Raw genomic sequence first — 14,998 nt, forward strand, 5'->3', positions numbered from 1 at the left:
ATGGGAGCGAAAGAAGGATTTATTCAATTCAAAAGAGAAACCCCGGTTACCCGTGACGCGAAAGCAAGAATAGGTGACTACAAGGAAATATATGAGCCATTTACAGGCGAAAAATTAAATAATCAGGCCGCACGATGCATGGATTGCGGTGTACCGTTTTGTCATAGTGGATGTCCACTCGGTAATATAATTCCAGATTTCAACGACGCGGTTTATAATAACGAGTGGGAGCAAGCCATCAAAATATTACGTAGTACAAACAATTTCCCTGAATTCACCGGGAGAATTTGTCCTGCGCCATGTGAGGCTAGCTGTGTACTAGGTATCAATAAAGATCCAGTTGCGATCGAATTAATCGAAAAAAACATCGCAGAAAAAGCTTATGAACTAGGGCTTATCAAAGCAAACCCTCCAAAAACACGGACAGGTAAGCATGTGGCCGTGATTGGCTCAGGCCCTGCCGGGCTAGCCGCTGCAGATCAGCTTAATCAGGCAGGTCATGAGGTGACTCTTTTCGAAAAAGATTCCAAGCCTGGAGGTTTACTTCGCTTTGGTATCCCGGATTTCAAGTTAGAAAAATGGGTGATTGATCGCCGAATTGAATTCATGAAGCAAGAAGGAGTGATATTCTCTTGCGACACAGAAGTTGGCTTCAATATCAAAGCAGAAAACATCCTCAAAAACTTCGATGCTGTTGTACTTTCTACAGGAGCTGGACAACCTAGAGGGTTGAATATTAAAGGTTCAGAAGCAAAAGGTGTTCATTTTGCTATGGAATTCCTAGGTCAACAAAACAAGGTAGTATCTGGTGAGATCAAGGAAAATCCAATCTCAGCAAAAGGAAAACATGTTATTGTAATTGGTGGTGGTGATACAGGAAGTGATTGTATTGGCACATCCAATAGACATGGAGCCGCGTCCATTACCCAACTTGAGTTGCTACCAAAGCCTCCTCAACAGCGAAACACACTAAATCCATGGCCAGAATGGCCTATGACCCTTAGAACTTCCAGTTCACATGAGGAAGGTGCTGAACGTGTATTCTCCATATTGACCAAAGAGTTTGTAGTGGGCGAGGATGGCCAAGTGACAGGATTAACCCTAGTTGATCTGGAGTGGGTACATAAAGATGGGCGAATGATCTTTGAAGAAATTGGCGGCACAGAACGAACTGTTCCGTGTGATCTGGCATTTTTGGCTATTGGCTACACAGGGCCTGCTCAAAATGGTTTGCTTGAGTCATTCCGTGTAGACACAATGGAAAATACACTTCCAAAGTCTAAAAATTATCAAAGTACTAATTCAAAAGTATTCCTAGCTGGAGATATGCGCAGAGGACAATCTTTGGTTGTGTGGGCTATTTCCGAAGGCAGAGAGGCTGCTGTGAAAGTGGATGAGTTCCTTATGGGCGAATCTAATCTTCCTCAGAAAGACGAATCTTTCTTCCAAGTGGAAGAGCATATTGTAGAATAACTTAGAACTATTACATTCTTCTGAAAGAGTCATAAAACTAAGAAGCCTTCCGCATGCGGAAGGCTTCCTTATTTTTTAACCCGGACTATGCATTAGGATTCGTAGCGAGGGTTCAAACTGCAAGGAAATCAGTCACTTTGGAGATCGAGTCGTCCCGTACGTACGGGGCGGTGAGCCTGCCTGCCGGCAAAGGCAGGAGCGAAAAGTGAAGCATAGCGACTGATTTTGAGGCGGTTTGAAGCCGTAGTAGATTTGTTAATGCATAATTCCATCTAACTTCTCCTGCAGTTAGCCGCTCTACGTTACTTTTCGCAAGTCTTAGAATGCGGGTTTAATTATCACCAGACTTTCTTCCCTTACGAGGATCCCCTTCTATCTGCGCATTAGGCCTGCCTCGTCTACGGTCATTCATTCTCTCAGCTTTAATTTCAGTCCATTTTGTTCTTTGCTCCTCTGTTAAGACAGCCTGTATTTTAGCGTCTTGCTCTTTAAGCTCTGCTCTTCTGGCTTCCATTGCTGCTTTTCTAGCTTCCATCTCGGCTTTTCTCTCAGCCATTTCAGCCTCATTTTTTTTAGCATACTCCAGATTGATATCTAAGATTTGCTTCTTTTGAGCGTCAGTTAGCGCAAGCTCCTCAGCCATTCGCTCTGTATTTTTTTGGGCTCTTTCTTCTGGACTTGGTCTTTCTCCTCCTTTATTCTGGGCAATTGTGCTTAAGCTGATCATTACCATCATACCTGTTGCGAAAATCCATTTGTTCATGTTTTCTGTTGTTTAGTTACATGAATTAGACCCCGCTTGACTGCATCAGTTTAATCAATCTTAAAATAGATTTTGTTAACAAATCTAAAGAGCCTATTTCTCCTCTGTCAGTTCCTTCCGCTCACTAGCTCTCACTACCTTAGGTTTGATCAGTAGTCTCAGGCTAGGATCAAAACTTAGGTAGTTCCAGGACCAATCCAGAAAAATAAAGACTTTATTTTTGACACCAAGAATTGCCATCAAGTGAACAAATAGCCATGTGAGCCAGGCTAAGACCCCCTGGAATTTGATAAAAGGTAAATCAACCACTGCAAGCTTTCTACCTACTGTAGCCATAGATCCTAAGTCCTTATAGCTGAAAACCTTCTTGTCTTTACCTTCTTCAATTTTTTGAAGATTGTGAGCAAGGCAAACTGCCTGTTGAATTGCTACTTGTGCAACTTGTGGATGCCCCTTGGGATAAGTCTCCTGAGTCATCAGACTGATGTCCCCAAGTGCATAAACACTAGGGCATCCTTTAATTTCTGAATAGTCATCCACGAAAATTCTTCCATTTGGCGCATAATTATCAGGCTCAAGCCCTCCTATCCTGTTTGGCTTAATTCCGGCAGCCCAAAGCAAGGTCTGGGTCTGAATTACCCCCTTATCTGCTAGTATTACCTCATTGCCATTGTAATCTTTTACCATGGTCTTTAGCATCACTTCCACACCAAGATCCTGAAGGTATTTCAATGCGCTTTCCTTAGACTCTTTGGACATGGAACTTAGCAATTCTGGACCGGCCTCGATGAGTACAATCTTCATATTGTGAAAATTCAACTCAGGATAATCCTTTGGCAACACAGTATTTCTCAAATCCGCCATTGCACCAGCTAGCTCCACACCAGTAGGGCCTCCACCCACGATTACCACATTCATAAGAGATTTGCGGTCTTCAGCTTTCTCGATATTAATGGCACGCTCGTAGTTAGAAATTATCTTATTTCGGATATAAAGTGCCTCAGCTACCGTTTTCATAGGAGAAGCAGATTCTTCTATGCTTTTAGAGCCAAAATAATTGGTATCTGCACCCATCGCCATCACTAGATAGGTATAATCTATATAGCCCATATCTGTATAGAGGCGCTTGATTTTGGGGTCAAAGTGATCTACTTCAGCCATTCGGAAAGTGACATTTTTAGATCCGTGGAAAATTTTGCGAAGCGGAAATGAAATAGCACTAGGCTCTAGCCCAGCTGTAGCAACCTGATAAAAGAGCGGTTGAAACTGATGATAATTATGTTTATCCAATAAAATTACCTGAAACTGCTTATTCATCAACTTCATAGCAAGTTTCAAGCCTCCAAAGCCAGCTCCAACGATTACTACTTTAGGTAAATCAGATTTAGGAATATTTGGCAGTGGATGATATAGAATATCCGACATTGTAAAAGTGTTTTTAGTGCTTACGGTTTACAAGCTATTCTGGGCAGATTTCTACGGGGAAATTACCAAATCTTTGCTTGGAACTATTCATTTTTCAGCCCAAACGAAAAGAATTGTTAATTTTACCACGTTAATATTTATAACCATGGGAAGAGCATTTGAATTCAGAAAAGAGAGAAAATTCAAGCGTTGGGACAAAATGTCCAAAGTTTTTACGCGTCTAGGAAAAGAAATCGTCATGGCAGTGAAATCGGGAGGCCCCGACCCCGCTTCAAATCCTAGGCTTCGTACAATAATCCAAAATGCCAAGGGTGCCCAAATGCCCAAGGATAGAATAGAAGCTGCGATCAAACGTGCCTCTAATAAGGACGAGAAAGATTACGAGGAGGTAGTTTATGAAGGTTATGGTCCTTTTGGAATTGCCGTAATAGTTGAAACCTCTACAGACAATATCAACAGAACTGTTGCGAATGTGAGGAGCTATTTCTCTAAAGCTGGCGGATCATTGGGAACTTCTGGCTCAGTGGTCTTTATGTTTGACAGGAAAGCAGTATTCCGCTTCGCAAAAGCTGACTTTGACTTGGAGGAATTAGAGTTTGAGTTAATTGATTTCGGATTAGTTGATATCGATGAGAATGAAGGCGAAATTTTCGTTTACACCGAGTTTGAGGACTTCGGAACTATGCAAAAAATACTTGAAGAAAAGAATATAGACTTAATCAGCGCAGATTTTCAGCGCTTCCCATCTACACTTACCGAGCTCGACGAAGAGCAAGAAGAGATTATCAATAAGATGATCGAAAAAATGGAAGAGGATGATGACGTAAATCAAATTTTCACAAACATGGCCTAGGCATCCGCCTAGGTTTTTTTATTCTATGAATTTCCCAAAAAGAGAAAATTTCAAGGCTTCAGAAAAGCCATTAGTAATCGTTGGTAGTAAAAACCCTGTAAAAGTCTCTTGTACCGAGTCAGCTTTTACAGATGCATTTTCTAAAGGGTTTATTGTAAATGGCATCACTGCAGCTTCGCAGGTGCCTGATCAACCAAAAGGCGATGAAGAAACTTATCTAGGAGCTAGAAACCGTGTGATCAACTCCAAAAAAACTTTCCCAGAAGCAAATTATTGGGTTGGAATAGAAGGTGGTATTGGAGAAGACGCACGCGGCATGTATGCTTTTGCCTGGATCTATATAGAGGATAAATCAGGATTACATGGCAAAGCAAAGACAGGGACATTTTATCTTCCTGAAGCTATCACCACATTAATTCACAAGGGAATGGAACTTGGTGAAGCAGATGACCAATTTTTCTCACAAGAAAATTCCAAACAAAGTGGAGGTTCCGTTGGAATCCTCACACATGGTGTAATTACTAGACAAACCTATTATAATCAAGCGATTACACTAGCTCTAATTCCCTTTTTAAATAAAGAGTTATTTTAAAGCGAATGATTTTTGCGATTTTTTTACATAAGTCTGTTTTATTCGAAAAAATTTTGACTATTATTGAATAATTGAAAATAAAACCTTTGATTTATCCAAAAGACATGGAATATTCCAAATGTCTGTAATAAATCAATAGTAGTAAAAGTTGCTTAAATCACCCCTATCATTAAGTAGCTGTAGACCTCTCTCATGAGAGGTCTATTTTTTTAAATTCTTCACGAAATTATTCAAAGCTACTCTCCAATTTGGATCAGCATCCCATTCAGGGCCAATATAAAGTTCGTCTCGAACCAAAAGTTTGATGTAATATTTTACCACTATACGAGAAGCTGAAGAATCTGTCTTTGGCTCAAGCCCCATACTTCTCATCAAATCCGCCTCTCTTCCCTCCACTTTCATTAAAAGAAATTGCACTCTGTCTCGAATCAATTCCTCCTCAGATTTTGCCTCTGTTAGCCACTCTATCTGATACGGATACTCTTGCTTCAATACTTGCTCTATTCCAGCTTTCTGGGCAGCCTGCTCCGCCAAGATCCCTTCCAGAGACTTCCCATACATATCGTATCTAAAAAAGCTAAGTAATCCTGTTTCAGCAGATGAGCCCTCAATCGGAATTCCCAATTTGAATGCATCAAGATTTAAAGGATTACTAGCTAAAAATTTTTGACTTGAAGAAGTTTCTGTGGTACTGATTGTAAGAAACTCTGGCACATCCAACACCAATAAATTATGCGATTCTTGGTTCTCACCTATCAATCCAAACTGACTAGTCGCAGCTCCAATATCTTCAGCACTTACTCCAAACAAGGCTGTACTAGGTATAATTTTTTCGTCCCCCGAGAAAGGGCCGACATGAATACTCATCAGATTTTTCTGCCGTGTTACTAAAATAACATTTTTAATAAGTCGTTTCCGAAAATTGTTAGCGTAATCCGCCTGAACCGCCTCTGAAAGTGCCACTTTTTCCAATTCAAAATATGCCACAGGATCACCGCCAGCCTTTACTAACGAATTATGTACACTATCAGCCACTTCTCTCCAAGTCATCACCGGCCTAGCACCAGGATCTATTGAAACAAAAACCACTGATTTCCCATCAAAAAATGACTGAGGTAAGCTCCCCTGAGCTGAAACAAGTTGAAAACTTATTGAAAGAATAAAAATAAGTAAGATATTATATTTCATGAATTCAGAGGTGCGATCCATTAAGCTTATTAGTTTTACCAAAATATATAACGCAAAATACTTTCCTTAATGCAACTCACAATCAAAAATGCTCTAAGTTGTTTATTCTTTTTACTAATTATTCAAGCTAATGGGCAAAGTATTGCTAGCAAGAGCCTTCTTGCAAATATTGAGTATTTGTCATCTGATGAGCTAAAAGGGCGAAAAACAGGCAGTGAAGGAAATGCTAAAGCGCGATCTTATATACTGGATCAATTTAAAAGCATTGGGCTACAAACACAATATTCTGATTATAAGCAGAGCTTCAGTTTTGAAAATAGAAGAGAAAACAAGAACTATGAAGAAGCTGTAAATATTGTAGGGTTTGTAGCTGGAAGTGAATCGAAAAAATTGATTGTAATTACCGCCCACTACGATCACGTAGGCATAGGCAGACCAAATGCTGAAGGTGACTCTATTTATAACGGTGCGGATGACAATGCTTCGGGTACGGCTGCGCTGATCGAACTGGCAAAATATTTTAAGAAAAATAGACCCAAGCATTCTATGATTTTTGCGGCTTTGGATGGCGAAGAGATGGGGTTGCAAGGTGCTAAAGCATTGGTAAAAGACTTTCCATTTGCCTTGGATCAAATTGTCTTAAACATCAATATGGATATGATCTCCAGAAATGAAAATGGAGAATTATATGCTTCAGGCACGTATTATTACCCCAGCTTTAAGACCATTTTAGAAAGCATCTCGGCAGGTGCTACTCCAAAATTAATGTTCGGACACGATAAACCTAATACCGGACGAGACAATTGGACCCAGTCTTCGGATCACGGCCCTTTCTTCGAAGCCCAAGTTCCTCATATCTATTTTGGCGTAGAAGATCATCCTGATTATCACAAGCCAAGCGATTCTTTTGAAAATATTGATGAGCAATTTTATATCAATGCGGTCAATCTTATCTTGAAATGTACCTTGGCATTGGATTCAGAATTACACAAAGACTGAGACTTCTCCTTTTCATTGATTCACATCTTACTTACATTAGACTTTAAAGCACGCTACTAACGCGAAATTTTGGCTAAAACAGACTTGATCACCAGGCTCTTGATATGGAGGCTCAGGAATATGAGCAACCAGACCTTTATCCTAATTCTTAGCGGGATAATAGGGGTGCTATCTGGGCTAGCCGCGGTAATTCTAAAACAAGGCGTGCATGCTATCCAGCATTTTCTTACAGAAGGATTCTATAAAGAGTATGCTAATTTTCTTTATATCATTTACCCACTCATCGGTATTTCTGCTGCTTATATGTTGGGTAAATTCATTTTCAAAGATGGTGGTGGCCACGGAATTCCAGATATACTATTTACTATTTCCAAGAAGCAAAGCATCATTGCACGAGTAAAGACTTATAGCCGTGTGTTTACCTCTGCCATTACAGTGGGTTTTGGTGGATCGGTTGGCCTTGAGGCTCCTATGTTAGTAACTGGTTCAGCTATTGGATCAAATGTAGGCTCCCTAGTGCATTTGAATGCTAAAAAACGTACCCTATTGATAGGCTGCGGTGCAGCTGCAGCGATTTCTTCCATATTTGGTGCGCCTATTGGCGGAGTAATTTTTGTCATCGAAGTAATTCTGATGGAAATAAGCACTGCAAGCTTTATCCCTCTACTGATTGCATCTGTGACAGGTTCTTTGACGTCAATGATCCTTATTGGAAAAGACTCGGTTTTCAATTTCAAACTGACAGATACCTTTCAGGCATCACATATGCCTTATTACCTACTGTTGGGAATCGCATGTGGCTTGGTTTCGGTGTATTTCAGCCACGCAGTGAGAAAAACAGAATCTCTCATGGAAGGTTTAGAAAGCCAAGCATTGAGAATACTTTATGGTGGAGCTATTTTGGGAATCATGGTTTTCTTCCTGCCGCCGATCTATGGTGAAGGGTATGACACGCTCAATACATTGATAGATGGAAATTCGAGTCAATTGCTTGAAAAAAGCCCTTTCTTCTCGATTATTGAGAATCCGTATCTCATCATCATTTTCCTAGCCTTTATAATCCTTATTAAGCCGATTGCAGCAGCAGTTACACTTGGTGCTGGTGGCAGTGGGGGGATATTTGCACCGTCGTTATATGTAGGGGGAATTTTAGGATTTCTATTCGCTTACTCTAGCAATCTTTTCAATTTTACAATTCCATTACCCCTTGCTCACTTCACTTTGGTAGCCATGTGCGGTGTAATGGCTGGTACTCAACACGCTCCACTTTCCGCTATATTCTTAATAGCAGAAATCACCGGAGGATATGAGCTGTTTGTTCCCTTGATGTTCGTATCTGCCATCTCCTATGTGACGAAAACAGCCTACCAGAAAGACAGTATCTATATGATACAACTGAAGGAAAAAGGAAGACATCTGCCAGAATCTAAAGATCAGGAGCTCTTGGAACTCATCTCAATTACCAATGTGATTGAACGAGACTTATTACCAATCCATCCTGATTCGAAATTGAAAGATCTGATAAGTCTGGTGAAAATATCTAAGCGCAATATTTTCCCGGTAGTAGATGAACATAAAGCTTTGCGAGGGATAGTAACCTTAGATGATATTCGGGACATCATGTTTGATCGGGAAAAGCAGGATAGTCTTCTGATAAAAGAGCTCATGCATAGTCCTCCAGAAATCCTATTGGCTACTGAAAATATGCAAAAAGCAATGGAAAAATTTGAACTATCCGGCGCCTGGAACCTCCCTGTAATCGAAGATGGCAGATATTTGGGTTTTGTTTCCAAGTCCAGAATCTTCAATGCTTATCGAAAACGCCTTATCAAACAAAAGCAAGATTAATCGAAAAAAGAATAATATTTGGAAGAGGAATTTATCCACTTTTTTGCACATTCTTTTTCAATACTTTTTTTAAGTTAGGCTTCTTTATCCACAAAATTACCTTTAAAAATTACCCCGTAAACTTCTGTTTTACTGATAGTTAGGGGATCAATGTTAATAAGTGTGGATAAATTATCGAAAATGTGGATAAAAAAGACTTGCATTTTTTAAACCGCAAATGGAGCTCATAGACAAGGATTTTGAAGATGCTAATTAATGATGATTAAATGCAAAAATTGGGTTTCAAAATGTACAGTTCCGCTCAGTTCTAAAAGAAAATTTTGTATTCCTGTATTGGTGACTTAATAAAAGTGAAATAAATGGCTGAGATACTAGAGTTTTTAATTGTACTCTAATTTTAACATTAAATAATCCAATTTTAACAGCACAAATCCAAACGCTAAATACCCATTCCAATTGGGGCGAGATTGTTCATCTGTCTGAGAATCCAGCTTTGCCGACCAATGATGTAGGAAGTTGGTTTGGCTGGTGACCATCGCCGTGGATTAGGGAGAACTGCAGCTATCATGGCTGCCTGGTTACGATTGAGCTTGGAGGCAGGTTTATTATAAAAGGTCTGGGAAGCCGCCTCTATTCCATAGATCCCGTCACCCATTTCTATCACATTTAGGTAAACTTCCATAATGCGCTCTTTCGACCAGATTAATTCCACCAATACAGTGAAATATGCCTCAAGTCCCTTTCTTATATAACTTCTAGATGGCCATAAAAAGACATTTTTAACTGTCTGCTGAGTGATAGTACTTGCTCCTTTTATCCTTTTTCCTTTTTTATTGTTTTCCCAAGCTTTTTCCATCGCTTCGATGTCAAACCCGTTATGATCTAGGAATTTCTGATCTTCCGAAGCAAAAACCGCCTGCGGCACATTCTTCGAAATTTCGCTGATTGGAACCCAGTCTTTTCGAAGTCGGACTTCTTTCTCAGGGTCAAATGCCTGCTCAAAAACCCGAATCACCATTAGAGGAGTAATGGGTACAGGGACAAAGCGATAGATTACTGTCAATCCAACTGATATAATGAAAAACCACATGGCGGCTTTCCAAATCAATCGCCAAAGCCGTCTTAAAAGTTTCATAGTAAATAATTAAACTGTAGCACTTATCTGTACAAAATGATAGAAAAAGACAGCATTCTCATCTTTAGAAATAGAATCAAGATCCTTCTCCATTGCCAAAATATCATCTTCAGAAATCAGTCCTGCATCGATCAAACCAAGGCTGGCACTTTTCATCAAAACTTTCCAATACTGCGCGATCTTATCAAGATCTTCAGGATTTCGTTGATCCAGATGAAAGCCTCCGTGAAATAATCTAATTTCTTTGTATCCAACTCTCATTAAAAGATTGCCCAAGTTCGCACCAATGTCCGGATTACCTCCCAAAGATATCTGAAGATCATTGTAATTCTTATAGTATTTTGGCAACCCTTGCAGTGGCGGGTAAAAGTAAAAGCTAGAATTGAAAACCTCTGTAAACCAAAGTTTCGAATCGGGAAGCAAATGTAGCTTAAGTCCTTCCAAAACTCGGAGCACATTAGGAATATGCTCCAAAGCCCAGCAAATGAACACCGAGTCAAATTTATCATCCAATTCAAGCTCCGTAGCATCCTGACAAACAAACCTCACCCGATTGCCTGCAAAAGCTACTTTCTGCCTTGCTCGGTCAAGTTGACTTTGAGAATAATCCACACAAGTAATCTCGAGGTCGGGAAATAGTCTTAGCAAAGTCTCTGTCTGTGCACCCACTCCTGAACCGATTTCAAGAAGCTTTTTACACCCAGAGAAATCAATACGTGGGTAAATAAGCGAACCCAACACTCCAGCCTGATCGATCAGTCGCTGCTGCTCTTCGGGAATGAATCCGTGTAGATATGCTGTCATTGCTTGGTATTTATTCTCGAAATTATTAATAAAAGAATAAATTCTTCAAGAAATCAAACTCATCAGGGATTAGACTTCTTTTTTAAGATTACCGGTTCGGAAAGCTTAGATGCTACGCTTTCCATGAAATACTTAAGGTTCCCATATTGATATGCAGGAATCAATGGAATTTTGACTTCAAATCTTGCCGTTATTTTCAACATATTATCCATCATGGTCGGTGAGTACATGAAAGTTACATACCCTCCATCAATAGTAAAACTCTCTTGCAGCGGATAATCATCGATTTCATATCCCGTTGGGATTAGTACATTTGAATTGTAGGTCTCAGCAAAAGGATATTCGAAATCAACCGGAAACACACGATATTCCTCAGGAAACGGATTTTCCGAAAATGTAGAGAACTTCAGTGGTCTGAAAGAAATCATCTCAGCGTTCTCCGACTCAGGAAATGTTAGCTCGTAACTCAGTGTGTAATAGTTTTTTTCATGCAGCGCATCATCCACTTTGAAGTTGCGGAATTCAATATCATCTTCTCCCTTGAAAAGTTTGTCGAGTGGCTCACTTTTCTTGTTTTTATAATCGACCAAATGAGCGAGATCAAGGCCTTTGTAAAAATAGTTTCTGTAAGAACTTTGCATCCAAAGTTGCCCTGATTCATTCAACCTCACCTGACTAAAATGAACAGTATTGGAATTATGTCTAATTGAAATAGGGATAAGCTTACTTTCCTTCTTTTGTAAATAAAGCCCACCAGAGACATGTTTGTCCAAATCAACATAACCAAAGGGTGCCATCCTATCGCTTAGGTCTAAAAATTGGAGAGAGCCATCAAGCTCAGTCAGAAGAAGTATTTCATCAAACTGGGTTAGGAATGGGTACTCGACTAATTCACTTCTTCCATAGCCTTTGCTTCCTATCAATACAGGATCGCATTTTATTCCTACAGATTTTAGAATCCCCATGAGCGCCAGCATCATTTCCACGGGAGTACCTACTTTGCTTTTCAACAACTGATTCAACGTTTGTTTCGGGTAAATCCAGTCTTCTCCTTCGATGAGGTAGTTATTTCTAAGATAGTAATATGCTTTCCCTGCAATTTCCTTTTGAGAACTCCCAGACAAATCGGTGTTTAAGGTTTCCTTTTCTATTGGATTACTTCGGTAAAAACCTTTATCAGAATAATAGGAAATCATATCGTCTCCCAATGCCTCCCACGTGTTCAATACCTTTTCCCACTCTACTCCTGCAGTAGATGATCGAGTTTGATATTGGGTGAGCTGAAACTCAATACGATCCACATAGTCTCTGTAATTTTTCATGAAAGGCTCTTCTTTGAGAGAATATTGATCTCTCAATGTCCAACTATAGGTGCCATTGGAATCCGTCTTCTCTACTTTGTTTGCATAGTTAGATCCCTGCCCTATTGTCCTATATCCTAAATAAGGAGACATGGTGATTTGATACTTACTGAAAAGCGTAGGAATATTATTCTGGAAAGCCCATCCATCGATAAAGGTGATATTCTTATCAGTTTTCTTATACGTATACTCTAGGATAGATCCCACCTGAACATTGGGAAATGAAATCCGCACTTCGTGGTAGCCATTATTCACCGCAACATCAAAAATGCCTTCTTTTTCTACTTTGATCTCTTCCGTTTTTGCACCCCTTACATAATTCACCGTTTGGGCTTTCACACCACTGATTTCTTCATAGCGTTTATCTCCCACATAATACCGAATGCGAACATCTGCATATTGCTTTCCTACTTCTGTCAGGATTTTCAACCGAACGAAATACGTGGTCTCAAAGACATTCCCAAAAAACTTCGATTCTCCCTGAGTCATAAGTATCACAGCAGGTGCATCTGGCTCAAAAGGTACTTCGCCCAGATAAATTTCCGTTTGATTCGCTTCTCCAAGCTTAGCTGTTTGGGAAAAAACTGCAAACGATGTCAAAAAAAGAGAGATCGAAAGTAAAGCTCTATTCATTTGTGGTTGCGGTGGTTGATTTAATGAAGAAATAAGTTTTGTTGCTAGAGGAATTAATTCGCTTTAGAAGTTCCGTTTTTTCATCTCTGGTCATTTTCTCATCCAAAGTCATCTTGATTTCTCTGACTACCCGTAGATTTCTGCCATCAAGCACAGCCTTCAAGGATAATTCAACACCCTCTTCCTTAATGATCAAGTCCTTATTTTCATTATCAGATTCCAGGGATTCTGGCAATTCTATTAGGTATTCATCAAGTTTATTTAAAGAATTATTTGTCAACATTTCTAATGAAATCTTTCCTAGAAAAGGCTTTAAAATCGTACGCTTAGCAGTATTTTGGACGAACTTCTGTATAAATCCTTCATATGCCACCTCTGCTTTCAAGAGCGAATCCTGATGATCTACCTGCAATCCATACTCTTTTATAATCAACCCTGATACAGGTGAATTGCTATTAAAAAAATCGCGCTGCTCCCGAGAATCTAAATATTGCTTGACCTCAAGCAGATTTTCAGCAAAATTACCTTGCAAACTGATTTTTGTAGTGATGGTGGCATTTCCCTGTGTATCGATTTTAACAGAATTATTGCTATGTACGGTGTTCCACGGGGCAGAATTGTAGGCAGGAGTTTTGGTCAAATACCCGCCATCTTCATTCACCACCAAAGCAAAACGATTTTTGGTGAAATCTCCTAAATAACCCGCCGGCAATGAATTGGAAGTACATTCCAACCAAACAGGGCTTTTCCCATCTTCCATTGAAACCTGTAAAATCACGTGGTTAAACTGATTTGATGGCAGGTCCTCTTCGATCTCGTCTGCGTCTTTACCAGCTAGTACTAAGGTATAATTGGATTTGATTCCGACAGTTTCCAGCATAGATTTCATAAGGTTTGTCAAGCCTTTGCAATCACCATAGGCATATTTCACCACCTCAGCAGCAGGCATTGTCTGCCACCCGCCAATTCCTAACTGAATGCTGACATATCGGTAGTTCTTCTGCAGGTATTCATAAAGAATTTCAATCTTTTGGTAATCACTTTCAGCATCAGCCACCATAGCTTGGATATTCTTCTTAAAAGCTTCCGGAAGTGTATTTCTACCGCTGTTTAGCCGATATTGCCAAGCAGCCAACCCCGACCAATCTTCCATTTTACCTTCATACTCTCCGACCTGAAATGCTACTGGAGCAAGTAGTAATCTATGATCATCCTCGACTTTCATGTTTGGTGTTTGTACTGGCAAATCTTCTTCTGTCCAAGTAATCTTCATTTTCCCATCAACCATTTTCTCCTCTCTTGTCCCCAGCAAATTAAGCTCCTTATACCGAAGTCCTAACTCAATAGGATATGTGAAAGTGAGTACAGACTTATTTAACTTTTGATTGTATCGCTGCATAGGTATCCAAGGCCTATAGTAAAAATTGTTTTTCTGTTTAGTCTCAATCTTGATATTAACTTGGATTGGGAATTTGCCACTTCTTACTTCGTAATATTTGTGTCGGTTATCATCAAAAATATTGGAGCTAGAATGGATAGATGCATCTGACATATCTCGAATTCTTGCTTTTTCAATGGTCTTCCCTGTAAGTGGATCAGCAATTTCCAGCTCAAAGTTTAAGATCTCATTAAACTTATCATAGAAAATTGAGGTGTAAGCATGAGAAAGCCCTTCTGCAGAAAGTACAGTTATTTTCTTCTCCTTTTTCGTAATTACTTCATAAGAATCCGTGACTACTATAGATGTATTCTCTGAATAAGTAGAGTATATAGAAGCTGCCTCCTTGCTTGGAATTGAGTCAGTAGTAACTTGAAACCCAAATAATAAGTGTGCAGCTACAAACAATAATAGCATATAGAAATGTGGGATAAATCGACGCAAAGTAGATGGTTTTTTTAGTAAAACTAAAACTCTATTAAAAAA

At 39.6% G+C, this 14,998-nt stretch carries 12 protein-coding genes; 5 read left to right on the top strand and 7 right to left on the bottom strand.

Annotation, left to right across the window (positions count from 1 at the left end):
• Window positions 1–1,473, top strand: coding sequence for a glutamate synthase subunit beta (locus tag SYJ56_RS01190; RefSeq protein ID WP_323831635.1), 1,473 nt, complete (start codon window positions 1–3; stop codon window positions 1,471–1,473).
• 331 nt (window positions 1,474–1,804) lie between these two features.
• Here SYJ56_RS01190 and SYJ56_RS01195 read toward each other — a convergent pair whose 3' ends face one another.
• Window positions 1,805–2,236, bottom strand: a complete 432-nt coding sequence (locus SYJ56_RS01195; RefSeq protein ID WP_323831636.1) for a Spy/CpxP family protein refolding chaperone — start codon at window positions 2,234–2,236, stop codon at window positions 1,805–1,807.
• A 93-nt stretch (window positions 2,237–2,329) separates the two neighbouring features.
• Window positions 2,330–3,661, bottom strand: a complete 1,332-nt coding sequence (locus SYJ56_RS01200; protein ID WP_323831637.1) for an NAD(P)/FAD-dependent oxidoreductase — start codon at window positions 3,659–3,661, stop codon at window positions 2,330–2,332.
• A gap of 145 nt (window positions 3,662–3,806) precedes the next feature.
• On the opposite strand from SYJ56_RS01200, the gene SYJ56_RS01205 reads away from it, so the two are divergent.
• Together SYJ56_RS01205 and yjjX are read left to right on the top strand one after the other, a co-directional pair.
• Entirely contained in the window at window positions 3,807–4,514 is a 708-nt protein-coding gene (locus tag SYJ56_RS01205; protein WP_323831638.1) for a YebC/PmpR family DNA-binding transcriptional regulator, read from the top strand.
• A gap of 25 nt (window positions 4,515–4,539) precedes the next feature.
• Window positions 4,540–5,106: an inosine/xanthosine triphosphatase gene (yjjX, locus tag SYJ56_RS01210; RefSeq protein ID WP_323831640.1), complete on the top strand. Its 567-nt coding sequence runs from the start codon at window positions 4,540–4,542 to the stop codon at window positions 5,104–5,106.
• Between the two features lie 201 nt (window positions 5,107–5,307).
• Here yjjX and SYJ56_RS01215 read toward each other — a convergent pair whose 3' ends face one another.
• Complete coding sequence (locus tag SYJ56_RS01215) at window positions 5,308–6,294, bottom strand: NTPase (protein WP_323831641.1); 987 nt, start codon at window positions 6,292–6,294, stop codon at window positions 5,308–5,310.
• Window positions 6,295–6,363: 69 nt separating this feature from the next.
• On the opposite strand from SYJ56_RS01215, the gene SYJ56_RS01220 reads away from it, so the two are divergent.
• Window positions 6,364–7,293, top strand: a complete 930-nt coding sequence (locus tag SYJ56_RS01220; RefSeq protein ID WP_323831642.1) for a M28 family peptidase — start codon at window positions 6,364–6,366, stop codon at window positions 7,291–7,293.
• A 120-nt stretch (window positions 7,294–7,413) separates the two neighbouring features.
• On the top strand, window positions 7,414–9,141 hold the full coding sequence (locus tag SYJ56_RS01225; protein WP_323831643.1) for a chloride channel protein: 1,728 nt from the start codon (window positions 7,414–7,416) through the stop codon (window positions 9,139–9,141).
• 439 nt (window positions 9,142–9,580) lie between these two features.
• On the opposite strand, the gene mtgA is transcribed toward SYJ56_RS01225, so the two are convergent.
• The 4 genes from mtgA to SYJ56_RS01245 form a co-directional block, all read right to left on the bottom strand.
• Window positions 9,581–10,276, bottom strand: coding sequence for a monofunctional biosynthetic peptidoglycan transglycosylase (gene mtgA / locus SYJ56_RS01230; RefSeq protein ID WP_323831645.1), 696 nt, complete (start codon window positions 10,274–10,276; stop codon window positions 9,581–9,583).
• A 9-nt stretch (window positions 10,277–10,285) separates the two neighbouring features.
• A complete protein-coding gene (locus SYJ56_RS01235) occupies window positions 10,286–11,080 on the bottom strand; it encodes a methyltransferase (protein ID WP_323831646.1) in 795 nt (264 codons plus the stop codon).
• A gap of 62 nt (window positions 11,081–11,142) precedes the next feature.
• Window positions 11,143–13,074, bottom strand: a complete 1,932-nt coding sequence (locus SYJ56_RS01240; protein ID WP_323831647.1) for a DUF3857 domain-containing protein — start codon at window positions 13,072–13,074, stop codon at window positions 11,143–11,145.
• Window positions 13,067–14,956 carry a transglutaminase-like domain-containing protein gene (locus SYJ56_RS01245; protein ID WP_323831649.1) on the bottom strand — a complete coding sequence of 630 codons (1,890 nt, stop codon included), beginning with the start codon at window positions 14,954–14,956 and terminating at the stop codon, window positions 13,067–13,069. The genes SYJ56_RS01240 and SYJ56_RS01245 overlap by 8 nt, the downstream gene beginning before the upstream one ends.
• Between the last annotated feature and the right edge of the window lie 42 nt (window positions 14,957–14,998).

The organism is Algoriphagus aurantiacus (assembly GCF_035156405.1).
Lineage (GTDB): Bacteria > Bacteroidota > Bacteroidia > Cytophagales > Cyclobacteriaceae > Algoriphagus > Algoriphagus aurantiacus.